At 64.2% G+C, this 17,839-nt stretch carries 20 protein-coding genes; 10 read left to right on the top strand and 10 right to left on the bottom strand.

What is annotated here, in order from left to right; all coding sequences use genetic code 11:
- Positions 1-8 precede the first annotated feature (8 nt).
- Positions 9-1,616 (bottom strand): acyl-CoA synthetase, encoded by a 1,608-nt coding sequence (locus FXB38_RS26125; protein ID WP_148753796.1) that lies wholly within the window; start codon positions 1,614-1,616, stop codon positions 9-11.
- 178 nt (positions 1,617-1,794) lie between these two features.
- On the opposite strand from FXB38_RS26125, the gene FXB38_RS26120 reads away from it, so the two are divergent.
- Entirely contained in the window at positions 1,795-2,160 is a 366-nt protein-coding gene (locus FXB38_RS26120; protein WP_148753795.1) for a hypothetical protein, read from the top strand.
- A 207-nt stretch (positions 2,161-2,367) separates the two neighbouring features.
- Positions 2,368-2,643 (top strand): GNAT family N-acetyltransferase, encoded by a 276-nt coding sequence (locus FXB38_RS26115; RefSeq protein ID WP_148753794.1) that lies wholly within the window; start codon positions 2,368-2,370, stop codon positions 2,641-2,643.
- Between the two features lie 50 nt (positions 2,644-2,693).
- Here FXB38_RS26115 and FXB38_RS26110 read toward each other — a convergent pair whose 3' ends face one another.
- Entirely contained in the window at positions 2,694-3,092 is a 399-nt protein-coding gene (locus FXB38_RS26110; protein ID WP_148753793.1) for an SPW repeat protein, read from the bottom strand.
- Positions 3,093-3,392: 300 nt separating this feature from the next.
- Here FXB38_RS26110 and FXB38_RS26105 point away from each other — a divergent pair, with 300 nt between their 5' ends.
- The gene (locus FXB38_RS26105; protein WP_148753792.1) at positions 3,393-3,668 is read left to right on the top strand and encodes a GNAT family N-acetyltransferase; all 276 of its coding nucleotides are present in this window, start codon (positions 3,393-3,395) and stop codon (positions 3,666-3,668) included.
- 55 nt (positions 3,669-3,723) lie between these two features.
- Here the strand turns inward: FXB38_RS26105 and FXB38_RS26100 are convergent, their stop codons facing one another.
- Positions 3,724-4,137: a DUF3597 domain-containing protein gene (locus tag FXB38_RS26100; RefSeq protein WP_148753791.1), complete on the bottom strand. Its 414-nt coding sequence runs from the start codon at positions 4,135-4,137 to the stop codon at positions 3,724-3,726.
- 333 nt (positions 4,138-4,470) lie between these two features.
- Between FXB38_RS26100 and FXB38_RS26095 the strand changes: the two genes are divergently transcribed.
- Together FXB38_RS26095 and FXB38_RS26090 are read left to right on the top strand one after the other, a co-directional pair.
- The gene (locus FXB38_RS26095) at positions 4,471-5,373 is read left to right on the top strand and encodes a DUF2189 domain-containing protein (RefSeq protein WP_148753790.1); all 903 of its coding nucleotides are present in this window, start codon (positions 4,471-4,473) and stop codon (positions 5,371-5,373) included.
- Between the two features lie 162 nt (positions 5,374-5,535).
- Positions 5,536-6,360 carry a lytic murein transglycosylase gene (locus FXB38_RS26090; protein WP_148753789.1) on the top strand — a complete coding sequence of 275 codons (825 nt, stop codon included), beginning with the start codon at positions 5,536-5,538 and terminating at the stop codon, positions 6,358-6,360.
- An 80-nt stretch (positions 6,361-6,440) separates the two neighbouring features.
- Here the strand turns inward: FXB38_RS26090 and FXB38_RS26085 are convergent, their stop codons facing one another.
- A complete protein-coding gene (locus FXB38_RS26085; RefSeq protein ID WP_187435156.1) occupies positions 6,441-6,767 on the bottom strand; it encodes a hypothetical protein in 327 nt (108 codons plus the stop codon).
- A 627-nt stretch (positions 6,768-7,394) separates the two neighbouring features.
- Between FXB38_RS26085 and FXB38_RS26080 the strand changes: the two genes are divergently transcribed.
- The 5 genes from FXB38_RS26080 (at position 7,395) to FXB38_RS26060 (ending at position 12,124) form a co-directional block, all read left to right on the top strand.
- Positions 7,395-7,547 (top strand): DUF1127 domain-containing protein, encoded by a 153-nt coding sequence (locus FXB38_RS26080; protein WP_007590701.1) that lies wholly within the window; start codon positions 7,395-7,397, stop codon positions 7,545-7,547.
- Positions 7,548-7,673: 126 nt separating this feature from the next.
- On the top strand, positions 7,674-9,101 hold the full coding sequence (trmFO, locus tag FXB38_RS26075; protein ID WP_148753787.1) for a methylenetetrahydrofolate--tRNA-(uracil(54)-C(5))-methyltransferase (FADH(2)-oxidizing) TrmFO: 1,428 nt from the start codon (positions 7,674-7,676) through the stop codon (positions 9,099-9,101).
- A gap of 7 nt (positions 9,102-9,108) precedes the next feature.
- On the top strand, positions 9,109-10,203 hold the full coding sequence (locus FXB38_RS26070) for an AMP-binding enzyme (protein WP_187435149.1): 1,095 nt from the start codon (positions 9,109-9,111) through the stop codon (positions 10,201-10,203).
- 94 nt (positions 10,204-10,297) lie between these two features.
- On the top strand, positions 10,298-10,855 hold the full coding sequence (locus FXB38_RS26065) for a CAP domain-containing protein (RefSeq protein ID WP_187435148.1): 558 nt from the start codon (positions 10,298-10,300) through the stop codon (positions 10,853-10,855).
- Between the two features lie 90 nt (positions 10,856-10,945).
- A complete protein-coding gene (locus tag FXB38_RS26060) occupies positions 10,946-12,124 on the top strand; it encodes an aminotransferase class V-fold PLP-dependent enzyme (RefSeq protein ID WP_148753785.1) in 1,179 nt (392 codons plus the stop codon).
- A 6-nt stretch (positions 12,125-12,130) separates the two neighbouring features.
- On the opposite strand, the gene FXB38_RS26055 is transcribed toward FXB38_RS26060, so the two are convergent.
- From FXB38_RS26055 to yajC, 6 genes are read right to left on the bottom strand one after another with little or no spacing between them, the layout of a single operon-like run.
- A complete protein-coding gene (locus FXB38_RS26055) occupies positions 12,131-13,375 on the bottom strand; it encodes a threonine ammonia-lyase (protein WP_148753784.1) in 1,245 nt (414 codons plus the stop codon).
- Positions 13,376-13,420: 45 nt separating this feature from the next.
- Entirely contained in the window at positions 13,421-14,284 is an 864-nt protein-coding gene (locus FXB38_RS26050; RefSeq protein ID WP_148753783.1) for a phytoene/squalene synthase family protein, read from the bottom strand.
- The gene (locus FXB38_RS26045) at positions 14,281-14,664 is read right to left on the bottom strand and encodes an Mth938-like domain-containing protein (protein WP_148753782.1); all 384 of its coding nucleotides are present in this window, start codon (positions 14,662-14,664) and stop codon (positions 14,281-14,283) included. The genes FXB38_RS26050 and FXB38_RS26045 overlap by 4 nt, the downstream gene beginning before the upstream one ends.
- 60 nt (positions 14,665-14,724) lie before the next feature.
- A complete protein-coding gene (gene secF, locus FXB38_RS26040) occupies positions 14,725-15,744 on the bottom strand; it encodes a protein translocase subunit SecF (RefSeq protein WP_148753781.1) in 1,020 nt (339 codons plus the stop codon).
- A gap of 10 nt (positions 15,745-15,754) precedes the next feature.
- Positions 15,755-17,353 (bottom strand): protein translocase subunit SecD, encoded by a 1,599-nt coding sequence (secD, locus tag FXB38_RS26035; protein ID WP_148753780.1) that lies wholly within the window; start codon positions 17,351-17,353, stop codon positions 15,755-15,757.
- A 47-nt stretch (positions 17,354-17,400) separates the two neighbouring features.
- Positions 17,401-17,769 carry a preprotein translocase subunit YajC gene (gene yajC, locus FXB38_RS26030; RefSeq protein ID WP_148753779.1) on the bottom strand — a complete coding sequence of 123 codons (369 nt, stop codon included), beginning with the start codon at positions 17,767-17,769 and terminating at the stop codon, positions 17,401-17,403.
- Between the last annotated feature and the right edge of the window lie 70 nt (positions 17,770-17,839).

Here is a 17,839-nt window from a genome sequence, read left to right as displayed (position 1 = left end):
ACGTAAACTCAGCCCGTCCTGGTCTTGTCGAGATCGAGCAGCCCGCGCGCCTCGAGCTCGTCGCGCACCATGCGTTTCGGCACCTTGCCATAGCCGGATTTCGGCAGCGCCTCCCAGAAGAAGAACCGTTTCGGCATCTTGTAGCGCGGCACCTTCGGCAGCAGGAACGCCGCCATCTCGGCTTCGCTCACCGGCTTCTCGCCGTCGCGCGCGACGCAGACGGCGACGCCGACCTCGCCCCAGGTCGCATCGGGCACGCCGAGCACGGCGACCTCGCCGACCGAAGGATGCGTCAATATCTTCTCCTCGATCTCGCGCGGATAGATGTTGGAGCCGCCGGAGATGTACATGTCCGACGCACGGCCGGTGATGTAGACGAACCCCTCCTCGTCCATGTGGCCGACATCGCCGGTGCGGAACCAGCCGTTGCGGAACGCCTTAGCATTGGCCTCGGGGTTATCGTAGTAGCCGGCGAGCACCGCAGGCCCGATCACGCAGATCTCGCCGCTCTGGTTCGCCTTGAGCTCGCGGCCCTCGTCGTCCTGGATCGAGACCTGCATGCCGGTCCGCTCGAAGCCGCAAGTGCCGATCTTCGCATGCGGGCCGTCCTCGGGATCGTGCAGCGCCGCCGGCAGCACCGTGATGTTGCCGGTGACCTCGCCGAGGCCAAAATACTGCACGATGACCTTGCCGAGCTTCTTCAGCGCGGCCTTCTGGTCCTCACGATACATCGGCGCGCCGGCATAGATCACGTGGCGCAGCGAGGAATGATCGTATTTGTCGGCAGCGGGGTGCTCGACCATCATCTTCAAGATCGTCGGCACCGTGAAGAGATTGCTGACACGGTGCGCCGCGATCAGACGGAACGCCTCGTCGATGTCGAATTTCTCGGTCGGCAGCAGCACGGTGCAGACGCCGCGCGCGGTCTGCACCAGCTGATGCACGCCGGCGCCATGCGACAGCGGCGCCACTACCAGCGACGCATCGGCTTCCGTCACGCCGGGGGTGAGATCGGCGAGATGGTTGGTGACGACAAATCCCATCTGGCCGTGGGTCAGCACCGCAGCCTTGGAGCGGCCGGTGGTGCCGGAGGTGAAGAAGAACCAGCAGGGATCATCGTGCTCGACGGCAATGTTCTCGACCACTTGGCCTGCCTGCGCAACGATGGCGTCGGCCACCGAGCGCTCGGCGAACGATGCCTTGCCGTCGATGCTCCAGGTGAATTCCAGCGCGCCGCCGTTCACGGCCACCGCGTGCTCGGGAAAATCGACATGGCACAAAAATCCCTTCGCGCCGGAGGCCTGTGCGAGATAGGCCACCTCATCCGGCATCAGGCGGAAATTGGTGGGCACCCAGACCGCGCCCAGCCGGAAAGCCGCGAACATCGAGAAGAACATCTCGTCGCCATTCTTGGAATGAACGAGGATGCGGTCGCCCTTGGCGATGCCGCGCGCCGCAAGCGCAGCCGCCAGTGCGGAAACCTGCGCATCGATCTCGCGCCAGGTCCAGGATTTGTCACCCCAGACGAAACCGGGACGCGATCCATGCCGCCGCGCATTCTGGGTCAGCATATAGGCAAGATTCATGACGCGGCGGGACATGCGGAGCGGCTGCATCGGGCTTCCTCTTTGACGGCAGACGGCACGCAAGCCGCCCGCTCATTGGGGCCCATTTATCGTCATCGAGAGCGGCCTAGCAAGACCGCCAACTGGGCGTCATCCATGCGCCCGTTCAAGGAATTTTAAACATGATGGGGGCAACCTCGCTCAGTATCTGCGTACAGAGTGCTGCATCATGGTCAAAGCGCCCGTCGTTCTCCTGCTCACGTTGGCGCTTGCCGGCTGTGCTGTCGCTCCACAAGCTCATCTCACCTCCGATCCTGCCTTCAGGCCCGCGCGTTATGCCTGGGATGGCGCTGGCGAAGATCCCAATCAGCCACGTACCGCCCAGCCGTCGCGAGCAACACGCACGGCCGCCGCATCCGAGCGCACCAGGTCGCAAGCCGCGCTCCAGCCCTATTCGAAGGAATGGTGGCAGGCCCAGGACGGCATCGAGGCCGAACAAGACGCCAAGGTCAATCGCTCGCTCGTCATCTGCCAGGGCTGCCTCCCCGCCAAACCTCAGCCGGAAGATTCTCGCCTCGCCAAGGCGGCCGATTGAATCGAACCGCGCGCACTCGATTTCTATCCCGTCACCAATTCGCAGGAACTCGACGTAAAGTCGTTCAGGATTGACGCGGAGAACACGGAGGCCGACAAGACGACGCTCGCGATGACCATCATCGGCCACCGCATCGACCGCAACCCGCCGACCAAATCGTGCGTTACGACTTCGTGCAGACGCGCTGAAGAGCTGACCGGAGATATCATGAGTGACGTGATCAATAACAGGGCCCACCACCGTTACGAGCTCGAGGTGGAGGGCCATCTCGCGACCGAGCATTACAAGATCGACGGCAATGTCATCACCTTCGAGCACACCGACGTGCCGAAGGAGCTCGGCGGCAAAGGCGTCGGCTCAAGGCTGGTGCAAGGTGCGCTCGACCAGGTCCGCACGGCCGGCTTGAAGCTGATCCCGGAATGCCCGTTCGTGAAGGCATGGATCGAGAAGCACCCGAACTATGCGGATCTGGTGAAGAGATGAGCAAGCGCAGGCCCGCCGATCGCACGACGGGCCCGCCGAAAATCCACAGCCTACTGCCCATGCTTCAGCATATCCTGGTCACTCAGATCCCAGTCCTGCCACAACTGGAGCACGCCGAGGACCACCGCCACCGCGCCGAGACTCGTGTGGTAGACCCGAAGAAAACCTTCGCCGGAATAGCCGACCACCAAGGGCGAGACGATGAGCCATAGCCCGACCACGATCGTCGCCACCTCCTGCCAGCGCTGCAAGGCGACATATTCGAGCTGGCTGAGGCCAAATATGACCAGGCCGACTGCGACCGTATTCAGGACCATCGTCTCGTGTCCGACGATCCCCGAGCGATCCTGGATGGGAAACCACGGCGACGCGACGATCAGCGCGCCGAGCAGCATCCCGCACCAGTCTTCCCATGTTCGATGAGTATTCAAGAAACCAAAGTCCGACATCGTACCCTCCTACAAAAGAGGCACACGTCAGCGGCTGGCGACCATGACACTCCGAATGTCTAGCGACCATGCCGGCCGCACTCGGGCGTATGTCCTGTGGGAAGACGTGGGGAACCGATGCACGATTGCAAGACGGACCAGCATTTTTTGCGCGCGAGCGAGGCTGGCGTTAGGGAATAGTGCTGGTCAGCCCGACACAGTCTTCCACGCGGGACCGCCCTCGGCGCTTGGTTGCGCCTTGGCAAGGGAGGGGTCAGGCGCCTAGATCAGGGAACAAACACCGCTTCGGAAGGATCAGGCATGGCGGCATCGGTACGCGACAACAAGGACGGGAGCCGCTTCGAACTCGATGTCGGCAGCGAGCTTGCCTTCGCCAATTACCGGCAGACGCCGTCGGCTGTGATCATCACACACACCGAGACGCCGCGCGCGCTGCGCGGCCGCGGCATTGCCTCCGAGCTGATCAAGGGCGCGCTCGACCTGATCCGCCGCGACGGCAGGAAGGTGATCGCGGGCTGCGGTTTCGTCGTCGATTATCTCGACAAGCATCCGGAGGATGCAGATCTCGTTGCCTGAACGCAAAAGGGCCCGCGAGATCACGGGTCCCCTCGCGTCGACCGACGCCCGTCGGTCAGTGCTTGATTTCAGGCGGCAACTTGCCGCCATTGGCGGCGAGCTTGGACATCACCTGCTTGTGCAGCCAGACGTTCATGCTGGCGGAGTCGTTCATGTCGCCGCTGTAGCCGAGCTCCTTGGCGAGATCCTTGCGCGCAGCAAGGCTCGAATCGACGTCGAGCGCTTTCATGAGGTCGACGATCGAGGTGCGCCATTCCAGCTTCTCGCCCTTGTGCGCGGCGACGGCCGCGTCGACGATCGCAGCGACATCCACCGTTGCCGCAGGCGCGGCAGCCGGCGCAGACGCTGGCGCCGATCCGCCCGGCGCGGCCCCAGCAGGCGTGCTGCCCGCGGGTGCGCCGCCGGCGGGCGCAGCGGAAGCCGGATGGCTGCCGAAAATTGCGCCCATGATTTTCCCGAAAATGCTCATGTCTGCTCCCCGAATAGGATTCCGTTGGAAGGCCCTGAATGGCCACTTATAGATGAAGTTACGTCGCTGCGCCCGCGAAGTTCCGCGAACCACAAACAGCATGAGCTTATCTGCGGCGAAATGACGACCGGATGACATCATTGAGGTTGCACTGCGGCAACGAATCTCACCCAAGCGTGAGGGACAGGACTCGGAAATCGGCGTACGCTTCTCGCTCAGCTCGCGATGCCATCCGGAATTCGCGTCGGGTTGGACTCGCGAAACTCAGAAAAGCGGCCGCTTGCGCCGTTGCCGGCGCCGAATTCGGCTGCATGGCAAGGGAGCAAGCGGACCATGGCCACAGCCTATCAGGGCAATGTCCCTAGGAGGGGCCAGACCGCAGACGCGGCTGGACCAGTGATCCGAACCATCCAACTTTCCGACCTGCACGATGCGCTCAAGCGCGGCTGGGAAGATTTCAAGGCCGTTCCGAGCCACGCCATTATCCTCTGCGTGATCTATCCGGTGCTCGGCCTCGTGATCGCACGCGTCGCAATGGGCCATTCGGTGATACCGCTGCTGTTTCCGCTGGCCGCGGGCTTCGCCCTGATCGGCCCGTTCGCAGCACTTGGCCTCTATGAGCTATCGAGCCGTCGCGAACGCTATGAAGAGGCCAGCGCCTGGGATGCGATGGAGGTGCTGCGCTCGCCCTCCTTCGGCGCCATGCTCGGCCTCGGCACGCTGCTGCTCGCGCTGTTCGTGACCTGGGTCGCGACCGCACAGGCGATCTATGTTGCTGCATTCGGCTATGAGGGCGTGACCGGAATCTCGGATTTCGTGACGCGCGTGCTGACGACATCACCGGGCTGGTGGCTGATCGTGGTCGGCTGCGGCACGGGCTTCCTGTTCGCGCTCGCCGCGCTCTGCATCAGCGCCGTCTCATTCCCGCTGATGCTCGACCGACATGCCGGCGCTCTGGACGCGATGGTGACCTCGCTGCGCGTCGTCGCCAAAAACCCGGTGCCGATGGCGGCCTGGGGCTTGATCGTGGCGGTGCTGCTGGCGCTCGGAACGATCCCCGCATTCCTCGGGCTCGCCGTCGTCATTCCCCTGCTCGGCCACGCCACCTGGCATCTCTACCGCAAGGTCATCGTCTCCGAGCCCGGTGCACGGCCGGTGCCGCCTCCGCCGCAGCGTCCGCGCAAGCCGGCGGCCGATTTCCCCGCCAATCTCTTCCCGTGGCGGAATAGGAAATAGGGCTGAAGTCTGACGATCTTGCGCCTGGCGATGTTGTTACAACCGATCCCGCCGCGGGGACCCCGGGCGGGATCGGTTGATGTCGTGCGCCTTGCTTTGGCCGCGGTTACAACCGAGATTGCCGCCGCCGGTCATGCCACTTCACGGAATCAATTTACTCGAATGACCCTGACGATTTCTCGTCTCGCTCTCGCAGCCCTCGCCCTCTCCGCGTCAGTCCTGTCCGCCGAACCCGCACTCTCTGCGGTCGCCTGCGGCTCGGGCAATTTCGACGCCTGGCTTGCGGATTTCAAAACCGAGGCCGCGGCCAAAGGCATCTCACAGCAGGCGATCGCCGCCGGGCTTGCCGGCGTGACGCTGGACCAGAGCGTGCTGAACCGTGACAAATCGCAAAAGGTCTTCACCCAGACCTTCGAAGAGTTTTCCGGTCGCATGGTGCCGCCGCGGATGACGCGCGGCTCCAACATGATGAAGCAATACGGCTCGGTGCTGTCGCGCATCGAGCAGACCTATGGCGTGCCGGGCGAGATCCTGGTCGCGATCTGGGGCCTCGAGACCGATTTCGGCGTCAACACCGGCAAGTTCGCGACGATCCGCTCGCTGGCAACTCTGGCCTACGATTGCCGACGCGCCGAGCAGTTTCGCGGCGAGCTGATGGACGCGCTGCGTATCGTCCAGCGCGGCGATCTCGCGCCGGCCGACATGAAAGGCGCCTGGGCCGGCGAGCTCGGCCAGACCCAGTTCATGCCGTCATCCTGGATGAAATACGCGGTCGATTTCGACGGCAACGGCAAGCGCGACCTGTTGCACAACGCCCCCGACGTGCTCGCCTCCACGGCGAACTACCTTGCGGGCTATGGCTGGCAGAAGGGTAAGGATTGGCAGCCGGGCAGCCCGAACTTCGCGGTGCTCCAGCAGTGGAACAAGAGCGAGGTCTATTCCAAGACGGTGGCCTATTTTGCCACCCAGCTCGCCCACGCACCCTAAAGCACACGTCCGGACACAAAACGCGTAGGGCCGATCGCCCTGCGACCGGCCCTCTCTTGGGTTTGCGTTTACCTACCCGCTTACTTGCCCATGGTGGCTTGCATCGCCTTGTTCAGGTGCATGCCGCACGCACCCATTTTTCCATTGAGCATGGAGTCCTGCGCTGCCGTGATCTCCTTCTCGGCGACGAACTTACCGTCGCCGTCGGGCATGGCCTCGATCGCGGTCTCCGTCTTTTCCAGATTGGCCCCGCTGCAGCCGCCCATGCTGTGCTTGGCGGCCTGGGCCGGCGCGACGGCGAATGCCACGGCGGCAATTGCGATAACCCCGAGTAACTTCGTCATGATGTTACTTTCCTTCTCTTGTTCTTGGGACAGACCCAGCGACATTGCCGGAATCTGCAACATGACTTTGCTGCCGACGCGGCAACTTGCCGCAATAAATTCCCCGCGAGAATTGCGTGATATTGCGCGCTGCGCAGAGCTGTATGCGAAATTTCTGATTTTCATTACAACTTTGTAATCCGGATCTGCACGCGCGGCGTGTGTGCACCGCATCAACGAGGGAGGCGCGGTCACTTCAGTCGGCGAGGCGGCGACGCGGGTCCCGCCCCAGAAGACTAGAGAATCGTTGCGGCGCGCCCTTTCTCAAATCACCAGGCTTCAACGATATTTTGATTATAGGTTCATTTCTATAGATTCCTGATTCATGCGAATCGCGCATGGGAAACTTGGGTCTACAAGCTGGCGTATCGCCCTTGATGGCCGCGGAAACGCAACTTATTTCCATCACTGTCGGAACCGCACAAATTGCTATAAACCCGTGAATTCACGGACGTTTGTTGTATCATGCGAGGATTTTCGCCTAGCTGGCGGGCGGGACTGCCGACAGGTTAAGCGTCTCTTACCGATGCCATGCGTTCTTCGCTTAGCTGCATCGCAACATCGGAACTTTCGCAGTGCACCACCCTCACCTATATTCATTTCAACGACGACGCCCGGGCAAGGGCTGAATCGAACTACAGGAGACTACCAATGCTGCTCTCGCTCATCCGCATGATCCAGGCTTTCCGGGACTATCAGCGCAATGTTGCCGAGCTGTCCCAGCTCAGCGATCGCGAACTGGCCGACATCGGTCTCGATCGCTCGGACATCCCGCGCGTTGCCGCCGGTCAGTATCAGGGCTGATATCGTTCAGCCCTTCACCGGACCAACCGATAGCGCCCGCCTCGTGCGGGCGTTGTCGCATCCAGTGGCAGAAAACTCGATCTCGGCGATTCCACTGACCGCCGAAAAGCGCTACCTGTCCGCCCCATGACAGGACCCCTATCCAATATTGTGCACGTCATCGGCGCTGGCCTTGCCGGTTCCGAAGCGGCCTGGCAGGTGGCGAAATCAGGCGTGCCCGTGGTACTGCACGAGATGCGGCCCGATCGCATGACCGAGGCGCACCGCACTGACGGGCTCGCCGAGCTCGTCTGCTCCAATTCATTCCGCTCGGACGATGCCGCCAACAACGCAGTCGGCCTGCTCCATGCCGAGATGCGCCGGCTCGACTCGCTGATCATGCGCGCGGCCGACGCCAACCAGGTGCCCGCCGGAGGCGCGCTGGCGGTAGATCGTGACGGCTTCTCTGCGGCCGTCACCACGGCACTCAACGACCATCCGCTTATCGAGATCGCCCGCGGCGAGGTCAAAGGTCTGCCGCCGGCCGATTGGAGCAACGTCATCGTCGCGACCGGTCCCCTTACCTCCGCGCCGCTGGCCGATGCCATCCGCGAGCTGACCGACGAGAACGCGCTCGCCTTCTTCGACGCGATCGCGCCGATCGTGCACCGCGAATCCATCGACATGTCGGTGGCCTGGTTCCAGTCGCGCTACGACAAGGTCGGCCCCGGCGGCAACGGCGCCGACTACATCAACTGCCCCATGACCAAGGAGCAGTATGACGGCTTCGTTGCCGCGCTGATCGCAGGCGAGAAGACCGAGTTCAAGGAGTGGGAGACCAACACGCCCTATTTCGACGGCTGCCTGCCGATCGAGGTGATGGCGGAGCGCGGCCCCGAGACGCTACGCCACGGCCCGATGAAGCCGGTCGGCCTCACCAACCCGCACGATCCCATGACCAAGGCCTACGCGATCGTGCAGCTGCGCCAGGACAACAAGCTCGGCACGCTCTACAATATCGTCGGCTTCCAGACGAAGCTGAAGTATGGCGAGCAGCAGCGCATCTTCCGCACCATTCCCGGGCTGGAGAAGGCCGAGTTCGCTCGTCTCGGCGGCTTGCATCGCAACACCTTTCTCAACTCGCCAAAGCTGCTCGACAGCCAGTTGCGCCTGCGCGTGCAGCCGCGGTTGCGTTTTGCCGGCCAGATGACGGGCTGCGAAGGCTATGTGGAATCCGCCAGCGTCGGCCTGATCGCCGGCCTCTATGCGGCAGCCGACGTGCGCGGCGAAACACTGGCGAGCCCGCCGGGCACGACGGCACTCGGATCCCTGCTCGGCCACATCACCGGCGGCCATATCGAGACCATCGAGCCGGGCACCCGCTCGTTCCAGCCGATGAACATCAATTTCGGCCTGTTCCCGCCGCTCGCGACCGCGCCGACGAAGAAGCCCGACGGCACCCGGCTGCGCGGCAACGAGAAGACGGTGGCCAAGAAGCAGGCGATGAGCGCTCTGGCGCTTGCCGATCTCGATCGCTGGATCGCCGATCATTTGCGCATTGCCGTCGCGGCGTGAGTTTTCAATGAATCTTCCCAAAGATGACGCCGCGGTGCTCTCGGCGCGCTGGACCGAGGGCGTGCTGCTCAAGCGCGACGTGTTCTCGACCGTCGAGCGCGGCCGCTTCCGTGGCGACAGCGGCGAAGTTGACGCCGTGCTGCGCCGGCTCGACGAGGTGCCGTGGTGGTCGTTCCTGCTGGCGCGTCATCTTTTCGCGCGCGAGAAGCACGCGCTGGCGCTCGCCAAAGGCCTCAATGTTGGCCCTGAATTGCTCTGGGCCGGCCGCCGCGCTCTTGCGCGCGGCTTCGTCGACGGCGTCGCGCTGCATCTGGCAAAACCCCATGGCGATCTCGCCTATTTCCGCTCGGCCAAGGTAGCGCTGCGAAGGCTGCGCCGCGCCGGGATCTGCCACAACGATCTCGCCAAGGAACAGAACTGGCTGGTCGGCCGCGACGGCCGCGCCTATGTGACCGACTTCCAGCTTGCGGCCTGCTTCAACCGGCGCGGCCGGCTCTATCGCATCCTCGCCTACGAAGACCTCCGGCATCTGCTCAAGCACAAGCGCTCCTACGCGCCCGAGGCGCTGACGCCGCGCGAGCGAAAGATTCTCGCGAAGAAATCGTTCGCCGCGAGCCTGTGGCTTGCCACCGGAAAGAAGGTCTACCGCGCGATCACCCGCGGCCTGTTCAACTTCACCGACCGCGAGGGCGGCGGCCGTCGCCTCGTCAACGACGCACCGGTGCTGGCCGAGTTGATCCGCCAAAACCCCGCTGTCCGTGACGCCGCCATCGTCGCCTTTGCCGACCGCCGCTCGGGCGTGGGGCTCTATGCGTTCGTGGAGGCGGATCAGGCTGCGCTTGAAGGACAGCTCCGCAACGAACTCACTGCCGCCAAGGGGCCAAAGCCGCCGGAACACATCCAGGTTGTGCACGCGCTTCCGCGTGACACCAGCGGCAAGCCGCGCACCGAGATCCTGCAACTGGTCGCCATGAACCAGCTCGACCTGATCGAGCCGATGATGAAGAACGATCAGGACCGCGCCTTCCTCAAGGACATCCTGGAGCAGCGCAAGAACCTGCGGGATCGGTTCAATTTCGAGGCGGACCTGCCCACCAGTTAGACGACGAGGTGCGGCGCGCCTTGAAGCGTCCACAATGCCGGTGGAGAAGCCGGGGATCACGCTGACTTGGGGAACGATGAATCGCTGGGGGACCATGAGGCGCCGCGCGGCCCTGCTGATCGCAGGTCTCGTGCTGCTGGCGGCCGCGCCCGTGATGGCCGCGGAGTCCCCTGCCGAACAGATCTCCAGCTTCCGGCTGAAGCACGGTGAGGGTCGCGTCGTACGCGACACAACCCTCGACCGCATTGCTATAGACCAAGCCCGTGCGATGGCGGCGAAGGATGATCTCAGCCACGACGCCCTCGGCCCGTTCAACAAGCGCGTCGCGCCATCGAGAGCGGGCCGCGCCGCCGAGAATATTGCCTATGGCTACGACAATTTCGAAAAGACGCTCGGACAGTGGATCGATTCCTCCGGGCACCGCAAGAACCTGCTGCTGCACAACGCCTCCCGTGTCGGGATCGCCAGCGCGAAGAACGCCAGCGGTAAGCGCACCTATTGGGCCATGGTGATCGCCGGCGACTACGAGCCGAAGCCGGGCAAAGGCAGAAAGGACCGCGAGCCGCTGGTGGCCGTGAAACGCGAGGTTACGTCCGCCAGCAAGCCCAAATCCAGCAACTGCCATATCAAGCTGCTGGGCCTCTGCATCTGAGGCCAAGCCTGGCTTCGCGACCCGCCATCTTGCTCGCGTTCTCAGGCGCGCCTATTTCAAGCGCAGAGATCGCAAGACGTGGGGGTGCAGATGATCGACATCGAGCGAATACGAGCCGATACACCTGCCGCCTCCCGGCTCGCCTATCTCCACAATGCCGGCGCGGCGCTGATGCCGACGGCGGTTGTCACAGCGATGAAGCAGCATATCGATCTCGAGAGCGAGATCGGAGGCTATGCCGCCGCGGACCGCGAGTCCGAGCGACTTGATGCGGTCTACGGCTCGGTGGCGCGACTGCTGAATGCCTCTCCGGAAGAGATCGCGTTCATGGAGAACGCGACAGTCGCCTGGCAGATGGCGTTCTATGCCTTGCCGTTTCGCGCCGGCGACCGGATCCTGACCGCCGAGGCGGAATACGCCGCCAATTATGTCGCATTCCTGCAGGTCGCCAAGCGCACAGGCGCGGTCATCGATGTCGTGCCGAGCGACGCGACCGGCGAGCTCGACATCGAGGCGCTCGAACGCATGATCGACGACCGCGTGAAGCTGATCGCCATCACCTGGGTTCCGACCAATGGCGGGCTGGTCAATCCCGCCGCAGCCATCGGCAGAATCGCGCGCGCACGCGGCATTCCTTATCTGCTCGATGCCTGCCAGGCGGTCGGCCAGATGCAGGTCGACGTCGAAGCGATCGGTTGCGACATGCTGTCGGCCACGGGGCGCAAATTCCTGCGCGGGCCGCGCGGTACCGGCTTCCTTTACGTCCGCAAGCCGGTACTGCAACAGCTTGAACCGCCGATGATCGACCACTTTGCGGCGCCCTGGGTCTCGCGGGAGCACTATCAGCTCCGCGACGATGCCCGCCGGTTCGAGACCTGGGAGAACAATTACACGGCCCGGCTCGGCCTCGGCGCCGCCGTCGATTACGCCTTGGCGATCGGCCTCGGCCCGATCGAGCAGCGCTGCCGCCTGCTGGCGGGCCGTCTCCGCAATGGCCTCGGCGCAATCAGCGGCATCACCGTTCGCGACCTCGGCGATGCGCCGGGCGCGATCGTCAGCTTCACGATGGAGGGGCATGAGGCGGACGCGATCGTCCGCAGCGCCGCCGCGGCCGGCATCACCATCGGCGCCTCGCATCCGTCGAGCACTCGCATCGACGCCGAAGTCCGCGCGCTGCCGGTGGTCGTGCGCGCGTCTCCGCACTACTACAATACGGAAGCCGAGATCGATCGGCTGATCGCCCACCTCGCGGGTCTGGCGCCGCGATAGAGGGGCTCAGGTGCAGCGCGCGCTCAGTCCGGATGCGCCGAGCTTGGCCATGACCTCGTCGAGATGTGCGCTGTCGCGGGTCTCGATGACGAGTTGCAGCAGCGTGGCCTTGGCCGGCAGGTCCGAGAAGGTTCGCTGGTGCGAGACTTCGATGATGTTGGCGCCGGCCTCCGCCAGCAGCGCGGCGACCGCGGCCAGCTGGCCCGGCCTGTCAGGAATATCGAGCGAGAGCTGCGTCAGCCGTCCCTCACGCGCGAGTTCGCGCGTCAGCACCGAGGCGATCAGCCTTGTGTCGATGTTGCCGCCGCTCAGGACCAGACCAACTTTCTCGCCGGCGAAGCGCGTGGGATCGGACATGATCGCCGCAAGGCCCGCGGCGCCGGCGCCCTCGACGACCGTCTTCTCGATCGAGATCAGGGTTGCGACTGCACGCTCGAGTTCGGCTTCGTTGACGAGCGCGATGTCGTCGACCAGTCTGCGGACGATTTCAGTCGTGATCTTGCCCGGCGATTTGACCGCGATGCCTTCGGCGAGCGTATCGCCGCGGGCCGGCAGATTGCCGCCATGGACGGCATTGTACATCGAGGGATAGAGCCATGCCTCGACGCCGAGAATCCGCAGCGACGGCTTGATCGATTTCGCCGCAATGGCGATGCCGCTGATCAGGCCACCGCCGCCGATCGGGACGACCAGCGTATCAAGCTCCGGCACCGCCTGGAGCATCTCCAGCCCGACCGTGCCCTGCCCCGCAATGACCAGCGGATCGTCGTAGGGGTGGACGAAGATCATGCCGCGGGCTTCACCGTGACTTCGCGCAAACGCAGCCGCCTCCTCCAGCGTCGCGCCGGTGACGACCACCTCGGCACCATGATGCCTGGTGTTCTCGACCTTCACCATCGGCGTGCCCACCGGCATGACGATCGTGGCGGGAATGCCGAGCCGCTTGGCATGATAGGCGACACCCTGCGCGTGGTTGCCCGCCGACATGGCGACGACGCCGCGCGCCCGCTCCTCCGGCGTCAGCGCCGTGAGCCGGTTCAGTGCGCCACGCTCCTTGAACGACGATGTGAACTGGAGGTTCTCGAATTTGAGCCAGAGCTCGCAGCCGTAAATGTTGCTCAGCGTCCGGCTGTAGCTGCAGGGCGTCTCGACGACGGCACCGCGGATGGTCTCAGCGGCGGCTCGAATGTCGCCAGGTGCGACCGGAATGCCGCTCAGATCGGGGACTGCAGTTTGGGACAATTCAGCCATGGGACAGCATAGAGCATTCGGCCGTCTCGGGCGATAAGCCAACCGCTATTTGGTAAATTCTCGGGATCGTGAAGCCCGCCACAGCGTCCACAACGTGCGCAACCGCGACGCCGGCTGCGGCGCGAAGGGATTGCGCCCCGGCCGAGACAGGCGATCGAGATCGGACCGCGCCTGGCTTAGCGGCAGGAATGCCGCCCGCGCCGACGGCGGCACCTGCGCCAGCAGGGATGAGGCCGTCGCCAGATGCTGCCGTGCTTCGTCCATGAGCTGATCCAGCACGGCATTCAGATGCGGCGTCTGCTTGCCGGCGAACACGTCCTCGATGCCACAGCCATGGCCGGTCAGGAATTGCTGCGGCAGGAACAATTGCCGATGGGCCGAGTCCCGCGGGAGGTTCGCGATCACCTGCGCGATGCCCTGCGCCAACCCGGCGTGCCGCGCGAGGTGCTCGCTCGCATCCGAAGCTTCGCCCAAGATCCGCGCCGCGAGCGCGAACAAGGCCGAAGACGTCGCCGCCAGATAGCCTTCAAGCGCTGTCATGGTCGGCATCGGATCGTTGTAGAGATCGAACTGATGCTCGTTGACGAGCAGCGACAACGGCTCGACCGGCAGGTCAAAATCGCGGATCGCGCGCAACAGCTCGGCCGCCACCGGATTGCCCTCGGCGCTGCCGTGAACGAGGCCCGAGAACAGATCGGTCCACCATTGAAAGCGGATTTCGCCGGGCAAGGGCTGGCTCACCTGATCGCGGACGCGGACGATCTCGACATTGAAGGCGTAGAGCGCCAGCAGCGCCCGACGTTCGGCGGCGGGCGCAAACAGGGTCGCGGCATAGCGTGGAAAGTCGTGGCTGCGCACGAGGTCGGCGCAAAATGTCACGGCGTCCGGCGGCGTCATAGCGCGGCTCATGGTACGGCAATCAGCGCAGCCGCGACGCGGCGCCGTTCGCCGATCATGATGTTATAGGTGCGCACGGCCGGCCCGGTTTGCATGGTGTCCAGCACCACCCTCACCGCCTTCAGCGCCTGGCGCAGCTCCGGCGGCGGCAGCCAGACGCCGGTTCCGGTCCCGACCAGAAGCGTGTCGATGCTGTTGGCGGCCGCAAAAACCCGATCCAGCGAATAACGGTCGATCCTGGCGGGATCGGTCACGTCCCAGGCCCAGATCGCGTCAGGCAGGCACAGCAGCGAACCCCGATGCGACATGCCGGCAAAGGCAAAACCGCCCTTGCCATAGGCCTCGATCGGCGCCGAGCGTGGGAAATGGGGAGCGTTGGGATCGCCGGCCATGAGCTTCGTCCGAATGGGCTGACTGCCCTCGCAAACTCATGCGAGGGCCTGCGGTTCGGATCACGCCTTGCTTTTCTTCGCCGGCGTAGTCACTTCGACTGCGTCTTCGCGATGCTCGCCGACGCCGAGATAGATCAGGATCGGGGCTGCGATAAAGATCGAGGTGTAGGTGCCCACCAGCACCACGCCGAACATCATGACGGCCGTGAAGCTGTGGATGGCATGACCGCCGAACAGCAGCAGCGCCAGCAATGCCAGCGTCACCGTGAAGTGGGTGATAATCGAGCGCGACAGCGTCGAGTTGATGGACTCGTTGAGCAGCTGCGGCATCGGCATCTTCTTGTAGCGCCGCAGCATTTCGCGGATGCGGTCATAGATGACGACGGTGTCGTTGAGCGAATAACCGAGAATGGTCAGAAGCGCCGCGATGCTGGTGAGATCGAAGTCGACCTGGCTGATCGACATGAAGCCGATGGTCAGCACGATGTCGTGCACGTTGGCGATCATGGCGCCGAGCGCGAACTGCCATTCGAACCGGAACCAGAGGTAGATCAGGATCGACACGATTGCGAGCATCAGGCCCAGCATACCGAAGGCCAGCAACTCGCCGGAGACGCGCGGGCCGACCACTTCGACGCGGCGATATTCAAAGAAATCGCCTAGCGCCGTGCGGACTTTCTGCACGGCTTCCTGCTGCGCGGCGTCGCCGCCCGGCTGCTCCGCGACACGGATCAGGACGTCCGCGGGACCGCCGATTTGCTGGATCTGGACTTCGCCCAGGCGCAAGCCATCCAGTGTCGTGCGCATCGCCGCGATGTCGGCGGTGCCGGACTTGGCCCGCACCTCCAGCAGCGTGCCGCCGCGGAAGTCGATGCCGAAATTCAGGCCATGGGTGAAGAACAGCGTGATGGCGACAATCGACAGCGCCGCCGAGATCGGGAAGCTGATGCGACGGAAGCGCGTGAAGTCGAAATGCGTATCGTCAGGGACGATGCGCAGCGACGGCAGCAGGCCGAACACCGAGACCACGGTGAGGACAGCAATGAGGATGCCGAGCCCGATGAGAACAATGTGAGTCACGGTCAGGCTCCTAGATCGGCACGCTCTGCGGCCGCTTCCACCGCACCCACCCGGCGACGATCAGCCGGGTCAGCGTGAAGGCGGTGAACACCGTGGTGATGATGCCGATGCCGAGCGTCACGGCGAAGCCGCGCACCGGGCCGGTACCGATATAGAATAGCACCGCGGCAGCAATGAAGGTGGTGATGTTGGAATCGAGGATGGTCGCGAGAGCCCGCTTGAAACCGGCGTCGATCGCCGAGATCGCGTTGCGGCCGCTGCGCAGCTCCTCACGGATGCGCTCGTAGATCAGCACGTTGCTATCGACCGCGATGCCGACGGTGAGCACGATGCCGGCGATGCCGGGCAGCGTCAGCGTGGCGTTGAGCAGCGACAAGAGGCCGAAGATCATGGCGACGTTGATGGCCACCGCGATGTTGGCGAATACGCCGAACAGCCGGTAGGTCAGCAGCATGAACACGATGACCATGATCGAGCCGACATAGGCCGCAAGCTCGCCCTTCTCGATCGAATCCTGGCCGAGGCCCGGACCGACGGTGCGCTCTTCGACCACCGTGAGCGGCGCCGGCAGCGCGCCGGCGCGCATCAGGATCGCAAGATCGTTGGCAGCCTGGACCGTGAAGCTGCCCGAGATCTGCCCCTGCCCGCCCGTGATGGGCTCGCGGATCACAGGTGCCGAGATCACCTCGTTGTCGAGCACGATCGCGAACGGTAGACCCACGTTCTCCTGCGTGGCCTGCGCGAATTTGCGGGCGCCAGTGGAGTTGAAGCGGAAGGAGACGATCGGCTCATTGGTGCGCTGGTCAAATCCGGGCTGCGCATCGGTGAGCTCGGCGCCCGAGACCAGCACCTGCTTCTTGACGACGTAAGGCACCTTCGGCGAGTTCTGGCTCATCAGCAGCTCAGAATCCGGCGGCACTCCACCGCGCTGCGCCTGGTCCGGCGGCACCGAGGTGTCGACCATGCGGAATTCCATCTTGGCGGTCTTGCCGAGCAGCTCTTTCAGATGCGTCGGGTCCTGAAGGCCCGGGACCTGCACCAGAATGCGGTCGTTGCCCTGACGCTGGATCACCGGCTCGACGGTGCCGAGCTCGTTGACGCGGCGTTCGACGATCTGGATCGACTGCTCGATGGTCTTGCGCATGCGCTCGACCATGGCAGGCTGCGACAGCGCCAGACGGATCAACCCGCCGCCGGCATCGGATATGTCGAGGTCGCGCTGGGTGCTCGACCCGAGCAGTCCGCCGATCGGTTGCGAGAGGTCACGCAGCTTGGTCAGCGCGGCCTGGAGATCGGTATCCTTGACCCGGACCTCGACCGTGTCGCCGCGGGTCACGAGGCCGGTATAGCCGATCTTCGCCTCGCGCAGCGCGCGGCGGACGTCGTCGCGGACCTGGTCGAGCTTTTCCTTCTTGACGTAATTGCCATCGACCTCGAGCAGCAGATAGGAGCCGCCCTGAAGGTCGAGGCCGAGCACGAGCCGGCGCTGCGCCCAGGCGGGCCAGGTCTTGACCTGCGCTTCGGGGAAGAAGTTCGGGACCGCGCAGAGGCACACGATCAGCGCTGTCAGGATAATCCCGAGCGCCCTCCACCGCGTGAAATACAACATCGACTGGACCTGTCAGATCAGGAGATTTGAGAGACTCGCGGAAGCGCTTACTTCGCCGCGGCGTCGTCCTTGGCGCTTTCCTTCGCGCTGTCCTTGGCCGGCTCGCCCTTGGCGCGCACGCCCGAGATCATCGATCGCATCTGGCGCACGCGCACGCCGTCGGAAATCTCGAACTCGATCTGGTCGTCATCGACCACCTTGGTGACCTTGCCGACCAGGCCGCCCGAGGTCACGACGGTGTCGCCGCGGCGGATGTTCTTCACGAGCTCGGCGTGGTCCTTCACCTTCTTCTGCTGCGGGCGCAGAATCAGGAAGTACATGATCACGAAGATCAGGGCGAACGGCAGCAGCGACATCAACATGCTGTTGGTGTCACCGGCGCCCGCGGCCTGGGCATACGCAGGGGTAATGAACATTCGGACGATCCTTGTGGAAACAGGGGAAGCCGGTCAGGCCCTTGCGGCGACCGGTCCGGTCAAATTCGCG

Origin of the sequence: Bradyrhizobium cytisi (genome assembly GCF_008123515.1) — a bacterium.
Classification (GTDB): Bacteria; Pseudomonadota; Alphaproteobacteria; order Rhizobiales; family Xanthobacteraceae; genus Bradyrhizobium; species Bradyrhizobium cytisi.
Note: the sequence above shows the minus strand (reverse complement) of the source record. Positions and strands in the feature narration are given on the sequence as shown.